Origin of the sequence: Micromonospora palomenae (genome assembly GCF_007829925.1) — a bacterium.
GTDB classification, from domain to species: Bacteria; Actinomycetota; Actinomycetes; order Mycobacteriales; family Micromonosporaceae; genus Micromonospora; species Micromonospora purpureochromogenes.
Window position 1 is genome coordinate 724845 of the sequence record NZ_VIXA01000003.1, and the last position, 24872, is coordinate 749716.

Below are 24872 nucleotides of genomic sequence, written 5' to 3' on the forward strand. Positions count from 1 at the left end.
CGGCGGTGGTCGGCGCGGCGCGGTCAGGCGCCGGCCGCCGCGTCCACGGCGGCGAGCAGCTCCGGCAGGTCGTGCCCGCCCTCGTGCCGGACCTCGTTGATGAACAGGGTGGGGGTGCCGTTGACCCCGCTGCGGATCCCGCCGACGAAGTCCCGCCGTACCCGGTCTGAATACGCCTGCCGCTCGACCTCGGCGCCCACCTCCTCGGGTGGCAGGCCGAGCTGTTCGATGCCGAGGGACAGGTGCACCGGGTCCAACTGGTCCTGGTGCTCGTAGAGCCAGTCGTGCATATCCCAGAACTTGCCGCGCCGGGCGGCCGCCTCGGCGACCTCGGCCGCGCTCTCCGCGTACGGGTGGACGTTGGCGATCGGGAAGTGCCGGTAGACCAACCGGACGGTGGCGGTGCGCTGGCGCAGCACCTCGGCCAGGTTCGGGTACGCCGCGCCGCAGAAGCGGCACTGGAAGTCCCCGTACTCGACGATGGTGACCGGCGCGTCCACCGGACCCCGGACGTGGTCGGTCCCGTCCACCGGCGTGCGCAGCCGGGCGGTGACCTGGAGCGGCGTCGTCATCGGGTCACCACCCGCCGATCGGAGACGAGTTGCTCCAGCGCGTCGAGGATGCCGTCGGCGCCCGGATTCACGTCCGGCGGCGACAGGTGGCTCCAGGCCACCGTCTGATCCGGGTCGAGCACCACCAGCGCCCGCGCCGACTCCCCCTGCGGGGTGTACGCGCCGTACCGGCGGGACACCTCGCCCTTGGGCTCGAAGTCGGCCAGCAGCGGGAACGTGATCCCCCTGGCCTCGGCGAAGGCCTGGTGCGACCAGATGCTGTCGACGGAGAGGCCGAGCAGCACCGCGTCGTACCGCTCGAATTCCGGCATCGCGGCCTGGTACAGCGCCATCTGGTCACCGCAGACCGGGGTCCAGTCGGCGGGGTAGAAGGCGAGCACCACCGGCCGGCCGCGGAACTGCCCGGGGCCCGTACGTCGGCCGTCCGGGGTGGCCGGCAGGGTGAAGTCGGGCGCCGGGCTCCCGGGTGTGATCAGCCCGTCGGAATCAGTCATGACTCCCACGTTGCCCGCCAACCGGGTGAGGTCGGTTCACCCGGCCCGGGTGGTCTCAGCCGCCCACCGTGACGTGGTTGTGGACCTCCCGGATGCCGGGGGCGGACCAGACGATCCGCTCCACCTCGTCGCGCTCGGGCACGGAGTGCACCAGGCCGTCGATGACCACCGTGTCGCCGTACACCCGGACGCTGATCCGGTCCGGCTCGGTGGCGCCGCTGCGGGCGAGCGCGTCGACGATCCGGTCGGGCAGCTCGTCGCCGGTCGGCGGGGTGGACGGCCGGACGGTGATGCCGTTGCTGACCCCGCGTACGCCGGTGAGCCGGCCGACCACCCGCTCGGCGGCCCGGCGCTGGTACTCCCACTCCACCCGGCCGCGCAGCGTCACCCACGCGCCGGCGACGGTCACCTCCAGGTCCTCCACCGGCACGAAGGCGTCCCACTCCAGGGCCCGCTCGGCCGCCCCGGCGATCTCCGTGTCGGTGCGCTCGGCCGACGGGGTGATCCGCACGGCCAGGTCGTTGGCGACGGCCCGGACCCGGGCCACCCGGTGCGCGGCCCGCTCGGCGGCCCACTTCGCGGCGTAGCTGTCCACCCGTCCGGTCAGCGTCACCACCCCCTCGGCGACGGTGACCCCCACCTCGGCCGGACTCACCCGGGGCTCCCAGGTCAGCTCGTCGAGCACGTCGGTCTGGATGTCCTGGTCGGTACGCGTGACGATGGTCGCGCCGGCCATGCGCTCACTCCTCCCGGGATCGGGACACGGGGCGGGCGTACAGCCCGCCGAACCGCGATCCTGCCGGCACACCGGATGAGTCCCCCTCACCCGCACCGGGTGACCGGCTGCCCGCCCGGGCATCGACAACCCGGGGTGGCCTCGGGCACGATCTGGCGGTCGGCGAATGGCGGGGGCGATGGACGGGGTGCGCCGGGCGGGGCGGGCGCTGTGGCGGGTGGCCCGGCACGAGTGGACCCTCGTGGTGCTCGCGTCACTGCCGCTGGCCGCCGCGCTGACCTGGCCGACGCTGCGCGACCCGGCCGGCACCCTCCCGCAGGACACCGGCGACCCGACCCTGCAGGCGTGGCAGGTCGCCTGGGGCGGGCACGCGCTGCGCACCGACCCGGCCCGCCTCTGGCACTCGAACACGTTCTTCCCCGAGCCGTACACCTACGCCTATTCCGACACCCTGCTGGGCTTCGCCCCGTTCGCTCTGGTCGGCGAGGGGCCGGTGGCCGCCGTCGTCCGCTACAACCTGCTCTACGTGCTGGTGCACGCGCTCGCCTTCGTCGGGGCGTACGCGCTGTCGCGCCAGTTGGGGGCCGGGTGGGCGGGGGCGGCGGTGGCCGGGGCGTCGTTCGCGTACGCGCCCTGGAAGCTGGCCCAGGCCGGGCACCTGCACGTGCTCAGCATCGGCGGGGTGGCCCTCGCACTGGCCATGCTGGCCCGCGGTCACGGCTGGTCGCTGCGCCACGGGTACCGGCCCGACCGGGTCCGTCCGGGCTGGGCGGGAGCCGGCTGGGCGGTCGCCGCCTGGCAGGTCACCCTCGGCTTCGGCATCGGCCTGCCGTTCGCGTACGTGCTGGGTCTGCTCGGCCTCGCCGTCGCCGTGGCGTACGGCGTCACCTGGTGGCGGCGCCGGTCCCGGCCGGCGGTTCCGCGCGGCCTGTTCCTGGCCGACCTGGCCGGGGTCACCGGGTTCGCCGGGGTGAGCCTGCTGATGGCGGCGCCGTATCTGGAGGTGGTGGCCCGCCACCCGGCCGGCCGGCGGACGGCCGCGCAGGTGGCGATGTTCTCCCCGCCGGCCCGGGGTTTCCTGACGGCGCCGCCGGAGTCGTGGCTGTGGGGCGAGCGGCACGGTGCGGCGCGGGCGGCGCTCGGCTTCCCGGGGGAGATGACCCTGCTGCCCGGCGTGGTGCTGATCGGGTTGGCGGTGGCCGGGCTGGTCTTCTCGGCCTGGCGGGTGTGGCAGCGGGTCGCGCTGGCCGCCGGGGTGCTGGTCAGCCTCGCCCTCGCGGCGGGGACCAGCTTCGGCGGCGACGGCGACCCGGGCTACCTGACCCTGATGCGGCACCTGCCGGGCTGGGACGCCCTGCGTACCCCGGGCCGGCTGGTGCTCTGGACGACGCTGCTGCTGGGCGTGCTGGCCGCCGGGGCGTTGACGGTCCGGGAGTCGCCGCCGGCCGGGGCCGGTCGCGGGGACTGGCGTCGGTGGGCGCGGGTGGCGCTGGCGCTCCCGGCGCTGCTGGTGCTGGCCGAGGGGGTGAACCGGACGCCGCACGTGCCGGTGCCGGCGCAGCCGGTGGCGTTGCGCGGCGTCGCGGGCCCGGTGCTGGTGCTGCCGCTGGGCGGCATCCGCGACTACCACGTGATGCTCTGGTCGACCGACGGCTTCCCGGCCACGGTCAACGGGCTGGCCTCGTTCACTCCGGACAGTCAGCAGCGGATCCGGGCGGCCGGCGAGGGTTTCCCGGACGCCGGGTCGGTGGCGTACCTGCGGGCGGCCGGGGTGCGCACGGTGGTGCTGCTGCCCCGGTACGCGACCGGCACGCCGTGGCAGGGCGCGGCGGCCCGGCCGGTCGGAGGGCTGGGGATCCACCGCGAGCGGGTCGGCGACGCGGTGGTCTACCACCTCGACCGGGCGAGCTGATTGGGAGCGCTTCCACAGAGGCCGCCGCAGCGGTTAGGGTGAATGTCTTCCTCGGCAGCGGGAGCCAGCGTGCCGGCGGGGAGCCAGGGCAGCTCTCCGCACCCGACGACGTCCCCGGACGTCGCGTCCCCACCACCTGGCAATCCCCGAGAGGAACCGCAGATGCGGAGAGGTCTCGCCGGCGCGGTCACGTCCGTGCTCGCCGCCGCCACGGCCGTCGTGGCCGTGCAGTTCACCGTCGCACCGTCCACCCCGGCCGCCGCGGCCGCCGCCGAGCCGTACAGCTGGCGCAACGTCCGGGTCGACGGCGGCGGCTTCGTCCCCGGCATCGTCTTCAACCAGACCGAGAAGAACCTGATCTACGCCCGCACCGACATCGGCGGCGCGTACCGCTGGGAGCAGGCCAGCCAGTCGTGGACGCCGCTGCTGGACTGGGTGGGCCCGGACCGGTGGGGCTACAACGGGGTCGTCAGCCTGGCCACCGACCCGGTGCAGACCAACCGGGTGTACGCGGCGGTCGGCATGTACACCAACGACTGGGACCCGAACAACGGCGCGATCCTGCGCTCCTCGGACAAGGGCGCCACCTGGCAGGTCACCGAGCTGCCGTTCAAGAACGGCGGCAACATGCCCGGCCGGGGCATGGGGGAGCGGCTGGCCGTCGACCCCAACCGCAACAGCGTCCTGTACTACGGCGCCGAGGGCGGCAACGGCCTGTGGCGCAGCACCGACCACGGGGCGACCTGGGCGAAGGTGGCGAACTTCCCCAACGTCGGCAACTACCGGGCCGACCCCAGCGACCCGGCCGGCTACAACGGCCAGAACCAGGGCCTGACCTGGGTGAGCTTCGACAAGAGCACCGGCACCGCCGGCACCGCCACGAAGACCATCTACGTCGGCGTGGCCGACAAGGAGAACCCGGTCTACCGCAGCACCGACGCGGGCGCCACCTGGGAGCGGATCGCCGGCCAGCCCACCGGCTACCTGGCCCACAAGGGCGTGGTCGACCCGGTCGGCGGCTTCCTCTACATCGCCACCAGCGACACCGGCGGCCCGTACGACGGCGGCAAGGGCGACGTGTGGAAGTTCAACCGGGCGACCGGCGCCTGGACCCGGATCAGCCCGATTCCGTCCACCAGCGCCGACGACTACTTCGGCTACTCCGGCCTGACCATCGACCGGCAGCGGCCGAACACCCTGATGGTCGCCACCCAGGTCTCCTGGTGGCCGGACGCGATCTTCTTCCGGAGCACCGACGGCGGCGCCACCTGGACCCGGATCTGGGAGTTCGGCAGCTACCCGAACCGGACCAGGCGCTACACCATGGATGTCAGCTCGGTGCCGTGGCTGACCTTCGGCCTCAACCCGTCCCCGCCGGAGGAGACCCCGAAGCTGGGCTGGATGAACGAGTCGGTGGAGATCGACCCGTTCGACTCGAACCGCTTCCTGTACGGCACCGGCGCGACCATCTACGGCAGCACCGACCTCACCAGGTGGGACACCGGCGGCCAGTTCACCATCAGGCCGATGGTCAAGGGGTTGGAGGAGACCGCGGTCCTCGACCTGATCAGCCCGCCCGCCGGCGCGCCGCTGGTCAGCGCGCTCGGCGACATCGGTGGCTTCCGCCACACCGACCTCGCCGCGGTCCCGTCGATGATGTTCACCCAGCCGGGCTTCACCAGCACCACCAGCCTGGACTACGCCGAGACCAAGCCGGCGGTCATGGTGCGGGCCGGCAACTTCACCGACGCGGACCGGCCGGGCGACAGCCACGTCGCCTTCTCCACCGACGGCGGGGCGAACTGGTTCCAGGGCGGCGAACCGTCCGGGGTCAACAGCGGCGGCACGGTCGCCGCGTCGGCCGACGGCAGCCAGTTCGTCTGGGCACCGGGCGATCCCGGCCAGCCGGTCGTCCGGTCGGTCGGCTTCGGCACCTCGTGGACCGCCGCCACCGGCATCCCGGCCAACGCGGTGATCGAGTCCGACCGGGTCAACCCGAACCGGTTCTACGGCTTCAGCGGCGGCAGGTTCTACGTCAGCACCAACGGCGGGGCCGGCTTCACCGCGTCGGCCGCCACCGGGCTGCCGAGCGCCGGCAGCGTCAAGTTCAAGGCGCTGCCCGGCCGGGAGGGCGACATCTGGCTGGCCGGCGAGGGCGGACTGTGGCGCTCCACCGACGCCGGGGCCAGCTTCACCAGGCTGGGCACCGTCAGCTCGTCGGTCAACGTCGGCTTCGGCCGGGCGGCGCCCGGGCAGACGTACCCGGCGGTGTTCCTGGTCGGCACGGTGGACGGCAGGGCCGGCGTGTACCGCTCGGACAACGCCGGCGCCAGCTGGGTGCGGATCAACGACGACCAGCACCAGTACGGCAACGCGGGGGAGGCGCTGACCGGCGACCCCCGGGTCCACGGCCGGGTGTACCTGGGCACCAACGGGCGCGGCATCCTCGTCGCCGACCGGCTCGGCGGCACCCCGAGCCCCACCCCGACCAGCCCGACGCCGACTCCCACCTCGCCGAGCCCCACCCCGGCGCCGACGTCGCCGAGCCCGTCACCGACCACCCCGTCGAGCGGCTGCGCGGCCACCTACCGGGTGACCGGGTCGTGGCAGGGCGGCTTCCAGGGCGAGGTGGTGGTGCGCAACGCCGGCACCGCGCCGATCGCCGGCTGGACGCTGGGCTGGACCTTCGCCGACGGGCAGAAAATCACGCAGCTCTGGGGCGGCTCGTACACCCAGACCGGCGCCGCCGTGTCGGTGCGGGACGCCGGCTGGAACGGCGCGCTCGGCGCCGGCGCCACCACCAGCGTCGGCTTCCTCGGCAGCTCCAGCGGCAGCAACGGCGTACCCGCGGTCACCTGCACCAGCCGCTGACCCGGCCGGCGCAAGCAACCGTGCAATGCGACGTGGCGGTGTCCGGAGTTCCGGACACCGCCACGTCGTTCTGATCCACCCGGGGTCCCCGGCGTGCCGTCGGTCAGCCGTCGAGGCCGACCGGTGAGTTCGGCCGGTCCACGTCGACGAACTCGATGTCGTCGACGGCCCGGACGTCCCGGCTGCCGGCGGCCCGCGCGGCGGTCCCGGCGGCCCAACCGATCGCGGCCCCGACCAGCGCCGCGCTGATCAGCAGCGTCCACGGCAGGGCCGGACGGCGCCCGGCGAGCGCGTCGAAGGCGAGCGTGGCCCGACGCCGGGCCTCGTCCGCCGCCGAGCCCACCAGGTCACCGGCGTCGGAAAGGTGAGTGCCGCCGCGGACCGACCGCGCCGTGTCCCGCACGCTGTCACCGGCGGAACCGACCGCCGAGACCAGCTGCTGCCAGGCCTGGTCGGCGATCCGCTCCGGCTTGCTGCGGCGCTCCAGCAGGTTGCTGCCGAACATGGGTACCTCCTCGGGGTGCCGAAGTCTGCGGCCACTTCGGACGTCGACGTCTGCGGCGCGTCACGGTCGCCTGTCCCGCCAGTGCCCATCCGGGACGCGCCGCAAACCCGGGTCGGACCCTCAGCGGACCACGACCACCGCGACGCCGCGGGCGAAATCGTCGTCGTCGTCATCGTCGTCGTCCCCGCCGCCGAAGCCGCAGGCCAGTACGAGAGCGAGCAGTGCGCCGACACCGGCCAGGCCGAGCAGTTTCCTGAGCATCGATCGTTCCTTCCGTCGTGGTGGAACCCTCGCCCGCCGACCCTAGGCGGGTGGGGCAACACCGGGGGATCGGCGCGCGGCACCGGGGCTCGCCGGGCGGGCCGGGTTCGGAAACGACTGGACCGGGGTCGCTACCCTGGATCGGTTGGAGCGGCCGAACCCGGTCGCTCGTTGGAATGAACGGGACCAGGAACAACTCGGGGAAGAACGGTCCGGTCCGTCCGGATCCGCGAATTGCTCATCCCGGGGGGTGGCGACCGAGGCCGTCGGAGGAATACTCTCGGTCGCGGCCCGCGTACTGATGAGGCGCCCGTGGACGGGCGAGTGGAGGTGCTCGCGTGAGCCTGTCGATCGTGAAGTCGGTTCTGCCGGGTGGTGTCATGGAGATCGCTCCGCGAGGGGAGATCGACGTCGACACCGCGTACGAGGTGCGTGAGGCGATCGCCGAGGTGCTCGCGAAGGGCCGTCCGTCCCGGATCGAGCTGAACATGCGACTCGTCACCTTCATCGACTCCGTCGGCATCAGCGCGATGGTCGCCGGGTTCCAGACGGCCGAGGTCAGCGGCGTCAAGCTGGTGGTCACCGAGCCCAGCCGGTTCGTTCACCGGCAGCTCTGGGTCACCGGCCTGCTCGGCCTCTTCGGCGCGCCGGAGCCCTACTTCGCCGGCGCCGCGGCCCCGACCCCCGAGGTCCTCCCCGGCGCCTGACGTCGGCCGCTGGTGATCCACTCCAGGTCGCCGATGTGGCGGTGACCCGCGCCCGCGGACCCCGCCACGTCGCCGGAACGGAGTGGATCAAACCGGCGGTCAGTCGCCGCCCAGGCCGGAGAGGTCCACGTCGGCGACCTCGGTGACCGCCCGGACGGCGGTGACGGAGGCGTACCCGGCGGCCAGCAGGGCCAGGTCGGTGCCGGGCTGCACGGCCTGCCCCGGCTCCTCCAGCGAGGTCCGCACGAAGCCGTGCCCGGACTCGGCCACCGTCATCTGCACCTGGCCGAAGCTGGCCAGGGTGGCCCGGCGCACGCCGCGCAGCCGCCCGTGCGGCAGGTCCGGGGCGTTGACGTTCAGCACGCTCTCCACCGGCCCGGCGGTCAACCGGGGCAGCAGGTCCAGCGCCACCCGGGCGGCGGTGTCCCAGTGCCGCTCCGCGTCGCGTACCCGGGCGGCGGCGGAGACCGCGGCGCCGCCGCTGACGGCGGTGGCCTCGCCGACGGAGAGCACGTCCAGCGAGACGGCCATGGCGCGGCAGCCGTTGGCGGCGGCGGTGAAGGCCGCGCCCACCGTGCCGGAGTGCAGCACCGCCCGGCCGGCGTTGGCGCCCCGGTTGATCCCGGAGAGCACCACCGTCGGCGGTGGCCCGAAGGCCCCGTGCACGGCGATCAGCGCGATGAAGCCGGGCGAGCCGCCGACCCCGTACGCGGGCACCCCGGGCAGCTCCGGCAGCGGATGGTCGCGGACCACCACGTGCCCCTCGCGCTCCACCGCTGTCATCGAGGCGCTCGTGCCGCTCGCCTCCTCCAGCGGGGCGGCCACCACCACGTCCAGGCCGCGGTCGGCCGCCGCTCGGGCCAGCGCCAGGATGCCCGGCGCGGCGATCCCGTCGTCGTTGGTGACCAGCACCCGCAGCGTCACCGGTCCACCGCCCGGTCGGCCAGCTCGTCCGGGGTGGTCCGCTCCTGCGGCCGACTGACCACCACCGTCGTACCCGTCCATGCCCCGCCTCCCGTGGCCGTCGCCGGCCGGATTCCCCGCCGGGGCACCGTCATGCCGCCTGCGATTGCCAGCCCGGCCGTCGTACGGGACGATCGGGCGACCGACGAGGGGTGGAGGGTGGAGTGGTCCGGCGGGAGTCGTTCAGCTACACGGTGCAGGCGCGCTGCTCACGGGCGGACGCGGTGGCGCTGTTGAGCGATCCGGCCCGGCAGGGGGAGCTGCATCCGCTGATCGTCCGGGTGCGCCGGCTGCCCACCCGTCCGGGCGCGCGGGCCAGCTACGCCATCACCGACCGGCTGGAGCTGGGGCCGCTGCGGTTCCCGGTCACCTACCAGGCCGACGTCCTGGTGGTCACCGACGACGAGATCGTCACGGTGGCCCGGCAGCAGCCCGGCACGACGGTGCGCAACCACACCCGGCTCCAGGAGGAGGGCGACGTGCTGCGGATCGACGTGGAGATCACCCTCTCCGCGCCGGCACCGCTGTTCGGGTACGCGTTCCGCCAGGCCCGCGCCGCGCACCTGGGCCTGGCCAGCCGACTCGGCGCGGTGCTGGACCGGAAGGCCGGCGGCGGCCCGGTCCCGAACTGACGCCCGGGTCCACTCAGCGGCGGCCGGCGGGCGCCGCCGCCCGGCGGGGCGGGGGGACGGTCCGGCGGTTGCGGCCCCACGGCTTCCAGGTGGAGATCACGGTCATGGTGACCAGCAGGCCGGTGGAGACCGCCGGGGCGACCACCACGTCGAGGCGCTGGTGTGCGGTGGCGTCCGGCCCGGCGGCGGCGCGCAGGTTCGGCGTCAGCGCGAACAGCACCAGGCCGATCATCACCGTGGTGAGCACCAGCTTGACCACCACCCAGCGCCAGCGCAGCAGCCCCCAGGGGGTCAGCAGTGCGCTGGTCACGCCGATCACCCAGACCAGCACGCTCAGCGGCGCGAAGAGCCAGGTCGCCACCAGCGCCGCCGCCGGGTAGACCACCCCCGGGTCGGCGCCGCGCAGCCCGGCGATGCCGAGGGTGAGCAGCACGAGGTCCGCGCCGAGCCAGCCCAGCGCGGTCACCAGGTGCAGGGTGAGCAGGGTCTTGCGGCCGTCGGGGGAGAGTCGGGTCATGCCTCGATGCTCGCCCGGCCGTCGGGCTGCGTCGTGGGCCGGTCGACGACATCCCGGGTACGTCGGCGCGCGTACGACGGGGCCCGTCCGCCTCGGACGGGCCCCGCCGCGGGTCGGTCAGTAGACCGACAGGTGCACGTGGTTGGTGTGGTCGCTGGACGGGTCCCCGCCGGCCCCGCTGTACGACTTCCACCCGCTGCTGGGCAGCCAGATCTGCCGGTACCAGATCACGTACAGCACCCCGAGCCGGTCGGCGTTGCGGACGTGGTACGCGGCCAGGTTGTTGCCGTACGTCCGGTCGCCGCCGGTCGCGTCCCCGCCGAAGCCGCTCTTCTGCGCGGCGAAGTCGCAGGCCCGGCCCTTGGGGTGCTCGCCCGACCCGCTGGGGCGGTAGCAGGAGACGTACCGGGTGAAGCCGGCCGCCTGGCTCTGCTTGAGCGCGTTGAGCATGCGCGGGGTGATGCAGCCGTTGGCCGGGGTCGGGTCGTTGACGCTGCACGACTCCGAGGGCCAGGACCCGTCGGGGTTGCGCGGCGCCGGCCGGGCGTTGGCGGTGGAGGTGCCGGCGTTGGAGCCGCCCCCGGTGCTGACGGCGGGCTTGTCGGCGGCGGCCACCGCCAGGGCCCGTTCGGCCTGCTCCTTGCGCTTGGCCATCACCGCGACCTGCTTGCGCTCCTCGACGATCTCCTTGTCGAGCGCGGCCCGGGTGCGGGTGGCGTCGTCGCGGGTCTGGATCAGGCTGCGCAGCTCCCGGTCCTCGTTGGAGGCGACCGTCTCCAGCGCCGCCGCCCGGTCCAGGAAGCCTTCAGGGCTGGAGCTGTTCAGCAGCGCCGACACCGGCCCGAGCCGCCCGGTCCGGTACGCCACGCCGGCGATCTCGCCGACCTTGCCCTGCCGGACGGTCAGCTCCGACTCGATGGTCTTGAGCTGGTTGCCGAGCTCCTGCTGCCGCTTGGTGGAGCGTTCCAGCGCGGCCTTGGCGTCGATCCAGCCCTTGCTGGCCGCGTCGAGCTGGGCGCGCAGCGCGGGGGTGCCGCCCTCGGGGTCGCCGGGGGCGGCGAGCCGGGTGGCGGGGGGAGCGGCGGTCGCCGGGACCGGCGCGGACGACACCCCGAGGGCGAGCGTCGCGACGACCGCGGCCGCCAGCCGTGCGGTGGTACGTCGTACGTGCATGCACATGTCCTTCCGTCAGCCGCCGACCGGGTTAGCTGACGGGTTCGGGACGGAAGATCCCTACCGCTGACGCGGATGCACCCCACGAACATGGTTCCCCGGCTCGCCCTGGCAGGCGATTAGGCGGCGGCCACCGCCGGCACCGGAGGGTGCCGCCTGGCGGAGGCCGGGACCGAGCCTACCGGTACGGGTGTGACACCCGCCCGTTTCGTGACTGAGGGTACTGGAGTGAATCCTGGTGTAGGTGACACAACGGGACAATAGGTGTCCGATTTCGTCACCACTCGACCTGCCCGCAGGCGCCGGGTGCGGCCCCCGGCTCGATCTGGAGGGTGGCGTGCTCGATGTGGAAGTCCTCGTGCAGGGCGGTGCGGGCGGCGGCCAGCACCGTGCCGACCTCGGCGCCGGGGACCATGGTGAGGTGGGCGGAGGCGACCTCCATGCCGGAGGTGAGCGTCCAGACGTGCAGGTCGTGCACCTCGGCGACGCCGGGGACGGCGGTCAGCCGGTCGTGCACGGCGGTCACCTGCAGATGCTCCGGGGCGGCCTGGACCAGGATGCGCACCGCCGCCCGGCCGAGTCGCCAGGTGCGGGGGAGGATGAACAGGCCGATCGCGACCGCCACCGCCGGGTCGGCCCACCACCAGCCGGTGCCGGCGATGAGCAGCGCGGCCCCGATCACGCCCAGCGAGCCGAGCAGGTCGCCGAGCACCTCCAGGTACGCCCCGCGCAGATTGATGCTCTCCTGCGCCCCCTCGCGCAGCAGCGCGAACGCGACGAGGTTGGCCAGCAGGCCGAGCACCGCCACCGCCAGCATCGGCCCGGTCCGCACCTCCGGCGGGTCGCCGAACCGGCGGACCGCCTCGATCAGCACGTAGATCGCCACCCCGCTGAGCAGGACGGCGTTGGCGAGCGCGGCCAGCACCTCCAGCCGGTAGAGCCCGAAGGTGCGCTGCGGGTCCCGGTCGCCGTGCCGGGTGGCGGTGATGGCGGCCAGCGCCATGCCGATGCCGAGCACGTCGGTGAACATGTGCCCGGCGTCGGAGAGCAGGGCCAGCGAGCCGGTGCCGAACGCGGCGACGGCCTCGACCACCATCAGCGCGGCGAGCAGCGCGAAGGCCGCCCAGAGCCGCCCGCGGTGGCGGTGCGCCGCGTTCGCGACCGACCCGTGGTGGTCATGACCTGCGCCCACGCCCACACCCTCCGTCGCCCCGGCGGCCCGAACCCAATCTATGCTCACATCGCTATGTATGCAACTGACCCCGCACGCATCCCCCACCTTCAGAGAACGAGCGGCCTCCGCGCCCGGAACAGCCACTCCTTCTCCGGAAGTGCCCGACCCCGGGGCGGGGGTCAGGGGGTGGGGTCGATGGTGGTGAGGCGCTGGGTGGCGCGGGAGAGGGCGACGTAGAGGGTGCGCACGCCCGAGCCGGGGTCGGCCCGGATCTCGCTCGGGGCGATGAGCACGACGCCGTCGTACTCCATGCCCTTGGCCTGGAGGCTGGTCACCACCTGGAGCCGGGAGCCGCCGCGGCCGCCCAGCCAGCCGGCCACCTCGTCGCGGCGCGGCACCGGCGTGATCACGCCGACCGTGCCCTCCACCTCGGTGAGCAGCGCGTCCACGGCCTGCACGGTCGCCGCCGGCAGCCGGTCGGCGGCGACGGTCAGCGCGATCGGCTCCACGCCGGTGGAGCGGACCGCCGTCGGTAGCTCCAGGTCCGGGTAGAGCCGGCGGATCTCCGCCGCCGCCACCGCGAAGATCTCCGCCGAGTTGCGGTAGTTCGTGGTCAGCGCGAAGCGGTGCCGCCGGCGCCGGCCCAGCGCCTGGTCCCGGGCCCGGTCCAGCTCCTGCGGGTCACCGGTCCAGGCGGTCTGCGCCGGGTCGCCCACCACCGTCCAGGAGGCGAGCCGGCCGCGCCGGCCGATCATCCGCCACTGCATCGGCGAGACGTCCTGCGATTCGTCCACCACCACGTGCGCGTAGTCGCGGTAGTCCTCCGGACGTTCCCGCGCCGCCGCCCGGGCGGCCCGCTGCCGGTCGGCGAACGTGCTCAGCTCGCGCACGCCGCCGGCCAGCTGGTACGGGTCGCGCTTGGCCCGGGCCGGCCGCACCGGCTTGCCCAGCAGTGCGTCCAGCTCGTCGAGCAGGGCGATGTCGGCCACCGTCAGCCCCTGCGCGTCCAGCGCCCGGTACGCCTCGACCAGCAGCGCGGTCTCCGCCCGGGACAGGATGCCGCCGGCGTACCGGCGCAGCCGCTCCGGCCGGGCCAGCCAGCCCAGCACGTGCCGCGGGTGCAGCCGGGGCCACCACGCCTTGAGGAACTCGCGGAACTCCGGCCGGTCGATGATCTCGTCCTCGAAGGCGCGCTGCTCCGGCAGCCGGGTGACGGCCAGCCGGCGGGCCTGGGCGTACAGCGCCGCGAGCACCGCGTCGAAGGCGACCCGCCGTACCTCGTTGCGCCGGGCGCCCCGGGACAGCGCCCGGTCCCGGACGCCGTCCAGCTCGCGGCGCTCCAGCCGGAGCAGCTCGCCCCGGTAGAGCAGGCGCAGCTCGTCCGGCCCGCCCGGCACCGCGTCGCGCACCGCGCGCTCCAGCACCTTGCGCATCCGCAGCGAGCCCTTCACCGCCGCCACCTCCGGCGGGTCGGTCCGGGTCGCCGACATGCCCGGGAAGAGCGAGCCCAGCGAGTGCAGCGTGGCGGTCTCCTCGCCGAGCGAGGGCAGCACCGAGGCGATGTACTCCACGAAGACCGAGGACGGGCCGACCACCAGGATGCCGCCGCCGGCGTACCGGCTGCGGTCGGAATAGAGCAGGTACGCGGCCCGGTGCAGCGCGACCGCCGTCTTGCCGGTGCCCGGGCCGCCGGAGACGATGGTGACCCCGGAGCCCGGGGAGCGGATCGCCTCGTCCTGCTCCCGCTGGATGGTGGCCACGATGTCGCGCATCCCCCGGCCGGTCGCCCGGGACAGGGTCGCCAGCAGGGCCCCGTCACCGACCACCGTCATCTCGGCCGGCGCCGACTCCGGGTCGAGCAGGTCGTCCTCGATCCGGGTGACCTTCTCGGCCGACGACTGGATGGTGCGCCGCCGCACCACGCCCAGCGGCTCGGCCGGGGTCGCCTGGTAGAACGCGGCGGCGGCCGGGGCGCGCCAGTCCACGACCAGCGTCTCGGCGTTCTCGCCCCGTACGCCGAGCCGGCCCACGTGCAGCACCTGGCCGGTCCGCAGGTCGAGCCGGCCGAAGACCAGCCCCTCGTGCTCGGCGTCCAGCACGTACCGCCGCTGGGCGGCGTGGAACACCATCGCGTCCCGCTCGACCAGCGCGCCGAAGTTGCCCACCCGGGCCAGCCGGTAGCCCTCCTTCTCGGCCTGCGCCGCGGAGCGGCGCAGTTCGGCCAGGCGGGCGTACACCCGGTCGAGATGCCGCTGCTCGGCGGCGATCTCCTGCTCCAGGGTGGTCTGGTCGGTCAACGTGACGGCTCCTGTGCGACGGCGGCGGCCGGGCGCGGGCGCACGCCAGGCGGAATGAGGGTACGGGCAGCCTGCCACCCCCCTTCGCGGCCATGCCGCGTCCCGCGACCTCCGCCACCCTCCACGGGCCGCTCAGCCGGCCGGAATCGGCTCCGTCGCGCCCGTCGTCGTCGGCCCGGTCGGGCGGATCTCCGTGGCGCCGGTCTCGGTCGCGCCGATCTCCGGCGCGCCGGCCAGCACCCGGTCCAGCACCCCGGCCAGCGCGGCGTTCACCTCGTCCGGCCGCTCCATCATCAGCATGTGTCCGGCGCCGGGGCAGACGGTCAGCTCGGTCACCGGCAGCGCGGCGGCGATCGACTCCGCGCAGGGCGGCGGGGTGAGCCGGTCCCGGTCGCCGACCAGCGCCGCCGCCGGCAGATGGGCCAGCTCGGTCAGCGTCTCCAGCCGGTGCTGGGCGCCGATCGAGGCGCGGAACCCGCCGATCGAGCGCAGCGAGGCGCGGGCCACCGCCGAGGTGACCAGGCGGATGTCGGACGGGTCGCAGCGGTCGCCGAAGAGCATCCAGCGGATGCTCGGCCGCAGCGCGCGCAGCAGCGCCCGCGGCGGGCGCCAGGAGCCGCAGCGGGCCAGCACCCCGGCGCCGGTGGTCTCGGCGATCCGGATCAGCCGGGCGATGCGCGGCGACAGCCCGTACACCGTGTGCGTGTGCCCCTCGGCGGTGGTCGAGACGAAGACCAGCCCGGCGGTCCGGGCGGCGAAGTGCACGGGGTGGCGGTGGGCGTACTCCATCACGGTCATCCCGCCCATCGAGTGGCCGACCAGCACGACCCTGCCGGTCGGGGCCACGGCGTCGAGCACCGCGGCGAGGTCGTCGCCGAGCTGGGCCAGGGTCGCCGTGCGCAGGGCCATGCAGCTGGACCGGCCGTGCCCGCGGGCGTCGTAGGTCACCACCCGGACCCGCCGGCCGAAACGGGCCATCAGGTCGGCGAGCTGCCGGTGCCAGGCCCGCCCGTCCAGCGTCCAGCCGTGCAGCATGATCACGGTGACCTCGGCGTCCGCCGACCCGGTCACCTCCACGTGCAGGCGCACGCCGTCGGGAAGCCGTACCTGCTGCTGCTCCGACATCGTGACCTCCCCGGGCCGTCCGGTCCCCCTCGTACCGGGGTGACCCGGCGGTAACACCGGCTACCCGTCATGACACCACGCCAACCGTGGTGGTGAGAAGATTCGCATCCCGCCCCGCCAGGCCGGATCCGTGACCAGGCTGGGGACATGACCGGGTCGAACGCGGGGGCGGCGCGGACGCCCCGGGCCGCGCTGGCCGAGCTGCTGACCGGCAACCGCCGCTTCGTCAGCGGGCAGCCGGTGCACGGCCACGACGTCACCGCCGCCGCGGCCGTCGCCTCCGGCGACCAGCAGCCGTACGCGGTGCTGCTCGGCTGCATCGACTCGCGGGTGCCGCTGGAGGCGATCTTCGACCAGACCTTCGGGTCGATCTGCGTGATCCGCACCGGCGCGCACGTGCTGGACCGGGCGGTCTGCGGCTCCATCGAGTACGTGGTGGGCCAGCTCGGGGTGCCGCTGGTGATGGTGCTCGGCCACGAGCGGTGCGGGGCGGTCGCCTCGGCGGTGGACACCCTGCGCACCGGGGAGCGGCCGGGCGGCTCGCTGGCGTACCTGGTGGACCAGATCGCCCCGGCGGTGACCGAGGTGGGGGCGGACGACGCGCGGGTGCACCCGATGGCGGTACGCCGGCACGTGCTGCGCACGGTGGCCACGCTGCGCGCCGACGCCCTGCTCACCGGGCCGGTCGCCGAGGGTCGGGTGGACGTCGTCGGCGCGGTCTACGACCTGGCCACCGGCGAGGTCACCCTCCTCGACCGCTGACCCGGCCCGCCGGTCCCGGCCCTTCACGATCCACGCGAGATGCGGCGGGTCGGGGTGTCCCGGCGGCGGGACACCCCGACCCGCCGCAAACCGGGGCGAGGGCGGCGGGGATGCCGCCGGACCCGGGAAAAGACGGAACCGCCCGCCGGGGTGACCCGACGGGCGGTTCCAGGTGGCGCTTGGGGGGAGGGCTCAGCCCTCGAAGACGCCGGCCTCGACGAGGCGCTTCTCGGTCTTGTCCCAGCCGTCGCCCGGGTGGGTGGCGGCGAGGTTGTTGATCTCGGCGCGGATCTTGGCGGCGTGGCCGGCGGCGGCCAGCACCCGGATCTCCTCGACGAAGGCGTCCGAGTCGGTGCGCAGGTGCGCGGTCTTGCCGTTGGTCAGGTTCCGCACGTAGGCGTGCTTGCCGCCGTTGAGCGGGATGAGGTACTTGAACTCGCCCAGCACGCTGAGGGCGCCACCCTGGCCAGCCTGGCCGGCCCGGACTGACGCGCGCGCGGTCTTAGAGGTGTTGCTCGCCACGGAGGTACTCCTTGCAAGACGTACGGGAGGACGGAAAACGTCCGGGGGCTGAATGCGGGAGACGCCCGGATGAGCCTCGGCCCGCGAAGATGTACGACGGCGCAGAACCGCCCAGAGAACTGTACACGAACACGATGCCTGGTCGGCCACCGTGCCTGTCCGGAGAGCACAACCGGGTCACCGGTCCGGGTATTTCCCCCCGGCGAATTTTCCGATTCGCTGGCGCACCATCCGTCACACAGTCATCATGTGTTGCAGGAACCACTCGGGTGGTCGAGGTCGTAGGGGAAGACGCACCTCGGTCTCCGGGAGGTCACCGTGCCAACGCGTGGCGTCGTATACGTCCACTCGACCCCGCTCGCCGTGTGCTCGCACGTCGAGTGGGCGATCGCGCGCGTCCTCGCCGCGCCGGTCAACCTGCAGTGGACGGGCCAGCCCGTCGATCCCGGCGCCCGCCGGGCCGAATGCGGGTGGACCGGTAGCCCGGGGACGGGCGCCGAACTGGCTGCTGCCCTCCGGCAGTGGCCCATGATCCGTTTCGAGGTCACCGAGGAGCCCAGTCCGGGCGCCGACGGTGAGCGCTTCATGTACGTCCCCGGCCGTGGCCTGTTCCGCGCCACCGTCGGCGCGGCCGGCGACATCCAGCTCGGCGAGGACCGCCTGCGCAGCATCATGGCGACCGCCCGCGCCCCGGAGGCGCTGGCGCACGCCCTGGACAAGGCGCTCGGCACCGCCTGGGACGCCGAGCTGGAGCCCTACCGGTACGCCGGGGACGGCGCCCCGGTGACGCTGCTCACCCGGGTCGGCTGAGCCCGGGCGGCGCACCCGGACACCCGGTGGGGGACCGGCACACCCCACCGGCCGGCCGCCCGGCTCCGGTTGCCGCCACGAGTCGGCACCGGGTTTGATGGGCCGCGTGCCGACCTCTCCGCGACGTGCCGGCGTCGCCCTCGCCGCCCTGACCGCGCTGCTCGTCTCCGGGTGCTCGGCGGAGCCGGAACGACCGCGCCCGGCGCCCAGCCCGTCGGCCTCCGCCACGCCCGGCCCGGCCGGCACCCCGGCGGCCGACCCGGCCGCCCGGGCCGCCGCGCTGGTCGGCACGCTCGCCGACGAGGACCTGGTCGGCCAGGTGCTGATGCCCTACGCGTACGGCAGCTCCGCCACCGAGGTCACCGCCGCCTCGGCCGCCGGCAACAGGACCCTCGCCGGGGTCGACACCCCCGCGGAGATGGTCGCGAAGTACCGCCTCGGCGGGGTGATCCTGGTCGGCTTCAGCGCCGACGACCCGACCTCCGGCAACCAGGCCACCACCAACGTCGACAACCCGGCCCAGGTGCGCGACCTCACCACCGGGCTGCGCGGCGCCGCGGCGAAGCTCCCCGCCGGGGCGGCGCCCTTCCTGATCGGCACCGACCAGGAGTACGGCGTGGTGACCCGGATCACCGACGGGGTTACCACCCTGCCCAGCGCGCTGGCCGCCGGGGCGGCCGACGACCCGGCGCTGACCGAGGCCGCCTGGCGGGCCGCCGGTGCCGAGCTGGCCGCGATGGGGATCAACCTGGATTTCGCCCCGGTCGCCGACGTGCTGGCCACCCGCAGCACGGTGATCGGCTCCCGCTCCTTCGGCGCCGACCCGAAGCGGGCGTCCGCCCAGGTCGCCGGCGCGGTGAAGGGCCTGCAGAGCGCCGGCGTCGCGGCCAGCGTCAAGCACTTCCCGGGCCACGGGCTCAGCGCCGCCGACTCGCACAAGGACCTGCCGGTGATCGGCCAGCCGCGCAAGGAACTCGACGCCACCGCATTCCCGCCGTTCACCGCCGGCATCGACGCCGGGGCGATGGCGGTGATGTCGGCCCACCTCGACGTCAAGGCGGTCGACCCGGGCACCCCGGCCACCTTCTCCCGCAAGCTCCTCACCGACGTGCTGCGCGGGCAGCTCGGCTTCCGGGGCGTGGTGATCACCGACGGGATGAACATGGCGCCGGCCAAGCGCTGGGCGCCGGGTGAGGCCGCGGTCCGGGCGCTGCTGGCCGGCAACGACCTGATCCTGATGACCCCGCACGTCGGCCAGGCGTACGACGGGCTGCTGGCCGCGCTGCGCGACGGGTCGCTGCCCCGGCCCCGGCTGGTCGAGGCGGCCACCCGGGTGCTGACCATGAAGTTCCAGCTCGCCGACCGGCCCGCCCCGGCGATGTCCACGCTGAACAGCGCCGAGCACCGCAAGGCGGCCAAGGACCTCGCGGCGGCGGCGGTGACCGTGCTGCGCGGCTCCTGCGGCGCCCCGGTCCGGGGCCCGGTGACCGTCACCTCCTCCGCCGGCCGGGACCACACCCGGGCCGCGCTGACCGAGGCGCTCACCGCGGCCGGGGTGCCGGTGGCGCCGAGCGGCGGCACCAAGGTGCACCTGGTCGGCTACGGCGACGGCGCGGACGACCTGAGCGCCGACGCGGCGGTGACGGTGGCCATGGACACCCCGTACGTGCTGGAGAAGGCGAAGTCGCCGACCCTGCTGGCCACCTACTCCTCCAGCCGTACCTCGATGACCGCCCTCGCCGACGTGCTCGCCGGCCGGCAGCGGCCGGGCGGCCGGTCGCCGGTGCGGGTGCCGGGGCTGCCGGCCACCACCTGCGCGGCCTGAGGTCCCCCGCGACCGGCCCGGACGGTCCCCGTCCGGCTGATAGCGTGCGGTGGTCCACCAGGGGAAAGACGCGCGGGAGGGGGTGAGCGCCGTGACGCGACCGGAGCCGGCCCTCTCGGTGGTGGTGCCGATGTTCGACGAGGAGAGCGTCCTGCCGCTGTTCGCCCGGCGGCTGCGCGCGGTCCTCGACGGCCTCGGCGAGGCGTACGAGGTGGTGGCCGTCGACGACGGCAGCACCGACGGCACCGGGGCCGGGCTGGCCGCGCTGCGCGCCGGCTGGCCCCAGCTGCGGGTGCTGCGGCTGCGCCGCAACAGCGGCCACCAGGCGGCCCTGGTCGCCGGGGTGCTCCGGGCCCGTGGCCGGTACGTGGTCAGCATCGACGCCGACCTCCAGGACCCGCCGGAGACGATCGTCGAGATGCTCCGCCTCGCCCGCGCCGACGACCTCGACATCGTCTACGGCGTCCGGGCCGACCGCCGCACCGACAGCGCGTTCAAGCGGTGGACCGCGGCCGGCTACTACCGGCTGATGCGCCGCCTGGTCGGCAAGCAGGTGCCCGCCCAGGCCGGCGACTTCCGGCTGCTCAGCCGCGCCGCCGTCGAGGCGCTGCGGGAGCTGCCCGAGCGCAGCCCGGTGCTGCGGCTGGTGGTGCCCTGGCTCGGCTTCCCCAGCGGCGAGGTCAGCTACCAGCGCGACGAGCGGGCCGCCGGGCGGACGAAGTACCCGCTGTCCCGGATGGCCGGGCTGGCCGCCGAGAGCGTCACCAGCTTCTCCGCCGCGCCGCTGCGCTTCGCCACCTGGCTCGGGCTGGCCGGGGTGGCGGTCTGCGGGGTGCTGGTGGTGGTGGCCGTCCTTGCCTGGCTGGCCGGGTCCACCGTCTCCGGCTGGCCCTCGCTCTACGTGGCGGTGCTCTTCCTCGGCGCGGTGCAACTGCTCTGCCTCGGCCTGCTCGGCGAGTACGTGGCCCGGATCTACACCGCCGTGCAGGGCCGGCCGGCGTACTTCGTCGCCGCCGACAGCGCCGACAGCCCCGACAGCCCCGACAGCGCCGACAGCGCCGACAGCGCCGACGGCCCCGACGGCCCGGCGGCCGGAGTGGACGCCGCGGGTCCGGCGGGCGCGGGCGAGCTGGCCGACAGCCTGCGGTGACCGCCCTCGCCACCGGCGACGCCGCCCGCGCCGCCGCCGCGCCGCGCCGCCGGCCGGCCCCGGCCCGCTTCGCGCCGGCCCTGTCCGGGTACGCCTTCGTCGCGGTCACCCTGCTCGCCGCCGGCACCCCCGCGCCGGATCTGCTCCGCTACACCCTCTACGCCGCGCTCGCCGTGGCGCTGCCCGGCACGCTGCTCTGGCGCACGCTGCGCCGCCGGCCGCACACCCTGGTCGAGGACGTGGCGATGGGCAGCGCCCTCGGGCTGGTGCTGGAGCTGGTCGCCTGGGCCGCCTGCACCGCCGCCGGCCTGCCGGGCTGGCTGCGGCTCTGGCCGGTGGCGGTGCTGCTGCCGTACGCCGCCGTGCCCCGGCTGCGCCGGCACTGGCGGGCCGGCGGGACGACCCCGGTGCCGACCGGCTGGGCCTGGTCCCTCGCCGGGGTGGTCGCCGGGTTCACCCTCTACCTCAGCGAGTCGTTCCTGCGGGTCAACCCGGTGCTGCCCACCGACGAGGGACAGGCCCAGTACATCGACCTGGCGTTCCAGCTCTCGCTGGCCGGCGCGGCCACCCACCAGGTGCCCCCGGAGATCCCCCAGGTGGCCGGCGAGCCGCTGCACTACCACTGGTTCGGCTTCGCCCACCTCGCGGCGGCCAGCCTGGTCAGCGGCGTCGACCTGCCCACCGTCTTCTTCCGGCTCGCCGTGCCGGCGCTCTGCGCGCTCGCCGCCGTGCTGGTCGCGGTGGTCGGCTGGCGGGTCACCGGCCGGCCGTACGCCGGCGTGGTCGCCGCCGGACTGATGTTCACCGTCGGGGAGTTCGGCTTCGAGAACGGGCTGCGGCAGCTCTTCGGTAGCCAGGTCACCTTCATCGTCTGGGGCAGCCCGTCGATGACGTACAGCTGGGTGCTGCTGCTGCCGCTGATCGCCGTGCTGGCCGAGATCGTCGGCCGGGCCCGGGACAGCACGGTCCCGCCGGTGGGTCGGGGCGCCTGGGTGCTGGCGGTCCTGCTGCTCGCCGCCTCCACCGGGGCCAAGGCCAGCTCGGTGCCGGTGGTGCTGGCCGCGCTGGCGTTCACCGTCGCGGTGCTGCTGGTGACCCGGCGGCGACCGCCCCGGGCGGTGCTCGTCGCGGCGGGGCTGGCCCTGGCGGCGCAGGTGTTCGCCACCGCCGTCCTCTTCGCCTTCGAGAGCCACGGCGTGACCGTGGAGCCCTTCTCCGGGCTGCGCCCGTACGTCGGCGAGGGGCACTCCGGCCCGGTGACCGCGCTGCTCTGGGCCGGGGTCCTGGTCGCCTTCCTGCTCAACCTCCAGCTCCGTCTCGCCGGCGTGCTGGCGCTGCTGAGGCTGCGCCGGTGGCGACTGGAGCCGGCGCAGGTCTTCCTGCTCGGCGGGGCGCTGGCCGGCCCCGCGGTCTACCTGCTTGTCGCCCACCCGGGCAGCAGCAACCAGTACTTCACCCGGACCGGCTTCGCCTTCGGGGTGCTGCTGTCCGCCTGGGGCTTCGTCGAGCTGCTGGACCGGGCCGCGCTCACCACCCGCGGACGGGTGCTGCTCGGCGTCGGCGCGGCGAGCCTCGCGCTGGCGCTGACCGCGTACCAGTTGCGCTTCCCGGCGATCGTGCCGCCCGAGCGGCCGTACGCCGCGGTGCTGCCGCTGCTCTGCTGGGCGGCGGCCCTGCTGGTGCCGGTCGTCCTGGTGGCCCTGCTCTGGCCGGGGCTGGTCGACCGCTGGCCCGGCCTGGCCGGCCGGGGCCCGGTGGTGCTGCTCACCGCCGTGCTGGTGGCCGGCGCGCCGGGCCTGGTGCTCGACGCGGCCGCGGCCCGGTACTTCACCAACGGCGGGGCGTACGCGGTGGAGCGGATGCCGGCGTCCCGGGTGCAGGCGGCCCGCTGGGTGCGCGCGCACAGCGCGCCGGAGGACGTGCTGGCGACCAACGTGCACTGCCGGGTGGTGGTGAGCGGCTGGTGCGACGCCCGCTCGTTCTGGCTCAGCGGCTACGCCGAGCGGCCGGTGCTGGTGGAGGGCTGGGCGTTCGCGCCCCGGATGGTGGGCCGGCCCGAAGGCCCGTACGCCCCGTTCTGGGACGCCGAGCGGCTGCGCGCCAACGACGCCGCGTTCACCGCGCCCACCGCCGCCGGCCTGGCCGAGCTGCGCGACCGGTACGGCGTGCGCTGGCTGGTGGTCGACCGCACGGTCGACCCGGAGTCCCCGGACCTGGCCGAGCTGGCCGACCTGCGCCACGAGAACGCGCGGATGGCCGTCTACCGCCTGCGTTGACGCCCGGCCCGCCGGTGGCGGGCCGGGCGCCCGGCGGTCACTTCGGCAGGTTGGTGCTCGACTTGGCCAGCTGGTACGCCGGGAGCATCGCGGTGAACTCCTCGTCGTCCGCCCCGCCGAGGGTGACCAGGATCTTGCCGTAGAGGCTGGACACCAGGATCGCCCGCTTCCGTCCGTCGTCACCGGTCCAGGTCGCCTCGAACGAGTCCAGCGGGCCGGCCTTGGTGCGCCGGTACTGCCGCTCCGTGGCCGAGCCGTAGTCGTCGATGAACTTGTCCAGGGTGATCTGCGGCGTCCGGGGCGTCGCCCCCTCGACCCGCCAGACCCGCAGGAAGCCGATGTGCCCGGCCGGCTTCGCGTCGATCTCGCAGAGCGGCACCGCCGGTCCGATCTGGAAGTCCTTGCCGGAGGTGACCGCCTTGACCTTCCACTCCGCCGGCACCGAGAAGGTGATCGGCAGCGGGCAGGTGCTGCCCTCCGGGCCGACCGTGGTGCCGGCGGCGGCCGGGGCGACCTCGTCGTACCAGGGTGCACCGGCCGCGATCGGCGAGGCGGTCGGGCTGGCCGACGGCGACGGCGACGGCGCCACGGCGGGTTCCGTCGCGTCCTCGGCGCAGCCGGTCGCCACGGTCAGGGTGAGCGCGGCCAGTACGGCCACCCGTCGGATCATCTGTCAGGTCCCCCGTCGGATCTCGTGCCGTCGATGCGACGGCCGGCCGATGCTAGCGGACGGGACCCCTTGCGGGGTGGACGGTTCAGGTCGGGCGGTGGGCGCGCAGCATCAGCGAGACCCCGGGCAGCGACCGCACCGGCAGGTACCGCTCGGCGGTGACGACCGTGCGCAGCCCCAGGTTGACCAGCGGGTGCAGGTCGCCCAGGTCGCTGCCGGTGGAGGTGCGGCGCCGCCAGGCGGCGACCGGGCGGAGCAGCACGTTCCAGCTCCACAGCTCGTCGACCACCAGGCCGGCCTTCTCCACCACCGCCCGCAGCGACTCCCGGTCGTAGCGGCGGACGTGCCCGACCGCCACGTCGTGCGCCGACCAGAGCGCCATGTCGCAGGGCACCGCGATCAGGGCCGTCCCGCCGGGGCGCAGCGTACGGCGGATCTCGGCGGCGGCCAGGTGGTCCTCGTCGAAGTGTTCGAGGATGTCGAAGGCGACCACCAGGCCGAGGCTCGCCGATCCGACGGGCAGGTGCCGGGCGTCGGCCCGGATCACGTCGAGCCCGCGTTCCCGGGCCACCCCGGCGCCGTCGGCGCTGTACTCCAGGGCCAGCGGGCGCCACCCGTGCGCCCGCAGCACCCGGGTGTTGCCGCCGCCGGCCGCGCCGACGTCCAGCGCCCGGCCGGGACGTGCCCCGGCGGCGGCCAGCCGGCGCAGCGACCGGGCCAGCAGGGCACGCCGCTCGCGGTACCACCAGTGGGTGTCCTCGAGCGCGGCGAGCTTGCGGATCTCCGTCGCTTCCACGGCGTGCTCCTTGCGGGTTCGGCGGTCCTCACCCTAGCCGCCCGGTCCGGGACCGCATCCGGGAGTTGCCCGAGGCGGCCGGGGGAGAGTCGGCGCCTGGTGACCGGCGGGTCTGCCCGCTC

General features: G+C 74.9%; 24 protein-coding genes and 1 riboswitch. Of the genes, 9 read left to right on the forward strand and 15 right to left on the reverse strand.

Annotation, left to right across the window (positions count from 1 at the left end):
- Positions 1-23 precede the first annotated feature (23 nt).
- Genes FHX75_RS24295 through FHX75_RS24305 form a run of 3 tightly spaced genes read right to left on the reverse strand, consistent with a single transcriptional unit; the run spans position 24 to position 1802 of the window.
- Positions 24-572, reverse strand: a complete 549-nt coding sequence (locus FHX75_RS24295; protein ID WP_154942622.1) for a DsbA family protein — start codon at positions 570-572, stop codon at positions 24-26.
- A complete protein-coding gene (locus tag FHX75_RS24300; RefSeq protein ID WP_154942623.1) occupies positions 569-1066 on the reverse strand; it encodes a redoxin domain-containing protein in 498 nt (165 codons plus the stop codon). Before FHX75_RS24300 ends, FHX75_RS24295 begins: the two co-directional genes overlap by 4 nt.
- A gap of 55 nt (positions 1067-1121) precedes the next feature.
- On the reverse strand, positions 1122-1802 hold the full coding sequence (locus FHX75_RS24305) for a BON domain-containing protein (protein WP_154942624.1): 681 nt from the start codon (positions 1800-1802) through the stop codon (positions 1122-1124).
- Positions 1803-1968: 166 nt separating this feature from the next.
- Here FHX75_RS24305 and FHX75_RS24310 point away from each other — a divergent pair, with 166 nt between their 5' ends.
- Together FHX75_RS24310 and FHX75_RS24315 are read left to right on the forward strand one after the other, a co-directional pair.
- Positions 1969-3714, forward strand: a complete 1746-nt coding sequence (locus FHX75_RS24310) for a hypothetical protein (RefSeq protein WP_211364557.1) — start codon at positions 1969-1971, stop codon at positions 3712-3714.
- A 162-nt stretch (positions 3715-3876) separates the two neighbouring features.
- Complete coding sequence (locus FHX75_RS24315; protein ID WP_154942625.1) at positions 3877-6585, forward strand: cellulose-binding domain-containing protein; 2709 nt, start codon at positions 3877-3879, stop codon at positions 6583-6585.
- Between the two features lie 103 nt (positions 6586-6688).
- On the opposite strand, the gene FHX75_RS24320 is transcribed toward FHX75_RS24315, so the two are convergent.
- Together FHX75_RS24320 and FHX75_RS30955 are read right to left on the reverse strand one after the other, a co-directional pair.
- Complete coding sequence (locus FHX75_RS24320) at positions 6689-7090, reverse strand: hypothetical protein (protein ID WP_154942626.1); 402 nt, start codon at positions 7088-7090, stop codon at positions 6689-6691.
- Between the two features lie 120 nt (positions 7091-7210).
- The gene (locus tag FHX75_RS30955) at positions 7211-7351 is read right to left on the reverse strand and encodes a hypothetical protein (protein WP_170285446.1); all 141 of its coding nucleotides are present in this window, start codon (positions 7349-7351) and stop codon (positions 7211-7213) included.
- A 338-nt stretch (positions 7352-7689) separates the two neighbouring features.
- Between FHX75_RS30955 and FHX75_RS24325 the strand changes: the two genes are divergently transcribed.
- Entirely contained in the window at positions 7690-8058 is a 369-nt protein-coding gene (locus tag FHX75_RS24325) for an STAS domain-containing protein (RefSeq protein WP_154942627.1), read from the forward strand.
- A 99-nt stretch (positions 8059-8157) separates the two neighbouring features.
- Here the strand turns inward: FHX75_RS24325 and surE are convergent, their stop codons facing one another.
- Together surE and FHX75_RS30960 are read right to left on the reverse strand one after the other, a co-directional pair.
- A complete protein-coding gene (gene surE, locus FHX75_RS24330) occupies positions 8158-8982 on the reverse strand; it encodes a 5'/3'-nucleotidase SurE (RefSeq protein ID WP_154942628.1) in 825 nt (274 codons plus the stop codon).
- A complete protein-coding gene (locus FHX75_RS30960) occupies positions 8979-9116 on the reverse strand; it encodes a hypothetical protein (RefSeq protein ID WP_170285447.1) in 138 nt (45 codons plus the stop codon). Before FHX75_RS30960 ends, surE begins: the two co-directional genes overlap by 4 nt.
- A gap of 57 nt (positions 9117-9173) precedes the next feature.
- Here FHX75_RS30960 and FHX75_RS24335 point away from each other — a divergent pair, with 57 nt between their 5' ends.
- Positions 9174-9653 (forward strand): SRPBCC family protein, encoded by a 480-nt coding sequence (locus tag FHX75_RS24335; protein ID WP_246158516.1) that lies wholly within the window; start codon positions 9174-9176, stop codon positions 9651-9653.
- 13 nt (positions 9654-9666) lie between these two features.
- Here FHX75_RS24335 and FHX75_RS24340 read toward each other — a convergent pair whose 3' ends face one another.
- The 5 genes from FHX75_RS24340 to FHX75_RS24360 all read right to left on the reverse strand — a co-directional run bounded on the left by FHX75_RS24340 (position 9667) and on the right by FHX75_RS24360 (position 15939).
- Complete coding sequence (locus FHX75_RS24340; RefSeq protein ID WP_154942629.1) at positions 9667-10170, reverse strand: hypothetical protein; 504 nt, start codon at positions 10168-10170, stop codon at positions 9667-9669.
- A gap of 117 nt (positions 10171-10287) precedes the next feature.
- Positions 10288-11343, reverse strand: a complete 1056-nt coding sequence (locus FHX75_RS24345) for a coiled-coil domain-containing protein (protein ID WP_154942630.1) — start codon at positions 11341-11343, stop codon at positions 10288-10290.
- Positions 11344-11347: 4 nt separating this feature from the next.
- A riboswitch (cyclic di-AMP (ydaO/yuaA leader) is annotated at positions 11348-11479 on the reverse strand.
- A gap of 141 nt (positions 11480-11620) precedes the next feature.
- Complete coding sequence (locus FHX75_RS24350; RefSeq protein WP_154942631.1) at positions 11621-12535, reverse strand: cation diffusion facilitator family transporter; 915 nt, start codon at positions 12533-12535, stop codon at positions 11621-11623.
- 161 nt (positions 12536-12696) lie between these two features.
- Positions 12697-14814, reverse strand: coding sequence for a HelD family protein (locus FHX75_RS24355; RefSeq protein WP_154942632.1), 2118 nt, complete (start codon positions 14812-14814; stop codon positions 12697-12699).
- Positions 14815-14946: 132 nt separating this feature from the next.
- Positions 14947-15939, reverse strand: a complete 993-nt coding sequence (locus FHX75_RS24360) for an alpha/beta fold hydrolase (protein ID WP_154942633.1) — start codon at positions 15937-15939, stop codon at positions 14947-14949.
- A 147-nt stretch (positions 15940-16086) separates the two neighbouring features.
- On the opposite strand from FHX75_RS24360, the gene FHX75_RS24365 reads away from it, so the two are divergent.
- Complete coding sequence (locus FHX75_RS24365; RefSeq protein WP_154942634.1) at positions 16087-16701, forward strand: carbonic anhydrase; 615 nt, start codon at positions 16087-16089, stop codon at positions 16699-16701.
- A 192-nt stretch (positions 16702-16893) separates the two neighbouring features.
- On the opposite strand, the gene FHX75_RS24370 is transcribed toward FHX75_RS24365, so the two are convergent.
- Positions 16894-17223: a hypothetical protein gene (locus FHX75_RS24370; RefSeq protein WP_088960914.1), complete on the reverse strand. Its 330-nt coding sequence runs from the start codon at positions 17221-17223 to the stop codon at positions 16894-16896.
- A 318-nt stretch (positions 17224-17541) separates the two neighbouring features.
- Between FHX75_RS24370 and FHX75_RS24375 the strand changes: the two genes are divergently transcribed.
- The 4 genes from FHX75_RS24375 to FHX75_RS24390 all read left to right on the forward strand — a co-directional run bounded on the left by FHX75_RS24375 (position 17542) and on the right by FHX75_RS24390 (position 23284).
- Positions 17542-18033, forward strand: coding sequence for a DUF3145 domain-containing protein (locus FHX75_RS24375; protein WP_154942635.1), 492 nt, complete (start codon positions 17542-17544; stop codon positions 18031-18033).
- 97 nt (positions 18034-18130) lie between these two features.
- A complete protein-coding gene (locus FHX75_RS24380) occupies positions 18131-19858 on the forward strand; it encodes a glycoside hydrolase family 3 protein (protein ID WP_154942636.1) in 1728 nt (575 codons plus the stop codon).
- Between the two features lie 91 nt (positions 19859-19949).
- Positions 19950-21008: a glycosyltransferase family 2 protein gene (locus tag FHX75_RS24385; protein WP_281290835.1), complete on the forward strand. Its 1059-nt coding sequence runs from the start codon at positions 19950-19952 to the stop codon at positions 21006-21008.
- Positions 21005-23284 carry a hypothetical protein gene (locus FHX75_RS24390; RefSeq protein ID WP_154942637.1) on the forward strand — a complete coding sequence of 760 codons (2280 nt, stop codon included), beginning with the start codon at positions 21005-21007 and terminating at the stop codon, positions 23282-23284. The genes FHX75_RS24385 and FHX75_RS24390 overlap by 4 nt, the downstream gene beginning before the upstream one ends.
- 37 nt (positions 23285-23321) lie before the next feature.
- Here FHX75_RS24390 and FHX75_RS24395 read toward each other — a convergent pair whose 3' ends face one another.
- Together FHX75_RS24395 and FHX75_RS24400 are read right to left on the reverse strand one after the other, a co-directional pair.
- Positions 23322-23954, reverse strand: a complete 633-nt coding sequence (locus FHX75_RS24395) for a lipoprotein (protein WP_154942638.1) — start codon at positions 23952-23954, stop codon at positions 23322-23324.
- 85 nt (positions 23955-24039) lie between these two features.
- Positions 24040-24750 carry a class I SAM-dependent methyltransferase gene (locus FHX75_RS24400; protein ID WP_154942639.1) on the reverse strand — a complete coding sequence of 237 codons (711 nt, stop codon included), beginning with the start codon at positions 24748-24750 and terminating at the stop codon, positions 24040-24042.
- Positions 24751-24872: the final 122 nt, after the last annotated feature.

Excerpts from the sequence above, each read along its gene's own strand:
- FHX75_RS24295 (WP_154942622.1), bottom strand. The coding sequence starts at position 572 with ATGACGACGCCGCTCCAGGTCACCGCCCGGCTGCGCACGCCGGTGGAC.
- FHX75_RS24300 (WP_154942623.1), bottom strand. The coding sequence starts at position 1,066 with ATGACTGATTCCGACGGGCTGATCACACCCGGGAGCCCGGCGCCCGAC.
- FHX75_RS24305 (WP_154942624.1), bottom strand. The coding sequence starts at position 1,802 with ATGGCCGGCGCGACCATCGTCACGCGTACCGACCAGGACATCCAGACC.
- FHX75_RS24310 (WP_211364557.1), top strand. The coding sequence starts at position 1,969 with ATGGCGGGGGCGATGGACGGGGTGCGCCGGGCGGGGCGGGCGCTGTGG.
- FHX75_RS24315 (WP_154942625.1), top strand. The coding sequence starts at position 3,877 with ATGCGGAGAGGTCTCGCCGGCGCGGTCACGTCCGTGCTCGCCGCCGCC.
- FHX75_RS24320 (WP_154942626.1), bottom strand. The coding sequence starts at position 7,090 with ATGTTCGGCAGCAACCTGCTGGAGCGCCGCAGCAAGCCGGAGCGGATC.
- FHX75_RS30955 (WP_170285446.1), bottom strand. The coding sequence starts at position 7,351 with ATGCTCAGGAAACTGCTCGGCCTGGCCGGTGTCGGCGCACTGCTCGCT.
- FHX75_RS30960 (WP_170285447.1), bottom strand. The coding sequence starts at position 9,116 with ATGACGGTGCCCCGGCGGGGAATCCGGCCGGCGACGGCCACGGGAGGC.
- FHX75_RS24340 (WP_154942629.1), bottom strand. The coding sequence starts at position 10,170 with ATGACCCGACTCTCCCCCGACGGCCGCAAGACCCTGCTCACCCTGCAC.
- FHX75_RS24345 (WP_154942630.1), bottom strand. The coding sequence starts at position 11,343 with ATGCACGTACGACGTACCACCGCACGGCTGGCGGCCGCGGTCGTCGCG.
- FHX75_RS24360 (WP_154942633.1), bottom strand. The coding sequence starts at position 15,939 with ATGTCGGAGCAGCAGCAGGTACGGCTTCCCGACGGCGTGCGCCTGCAC.
- FHX75_RS24365 (WP_154942634.1), top strand. The coding sequence starts at position 16,087 with ATGACCGGGTCGAACGCGGGGGCGGCGCGGACGCCCCGGGCCGCGCTG.
- FHX75_RS24380 (WP_154942636.1), top strand. The coding sequence starts at position 18,131 with ATGGGCCGCGTGCCGACCTCTCCGCGACGTGCCGGCGTCGCCCTCGCC.
- FHX75_RS24395 (WP_154942638.1), bottom strand. The coding sequence starts at position 23,954 with ATGATCCGACGGGTGGCCGTACTGGCCGCGCTCACCCTGACCGTGGCG.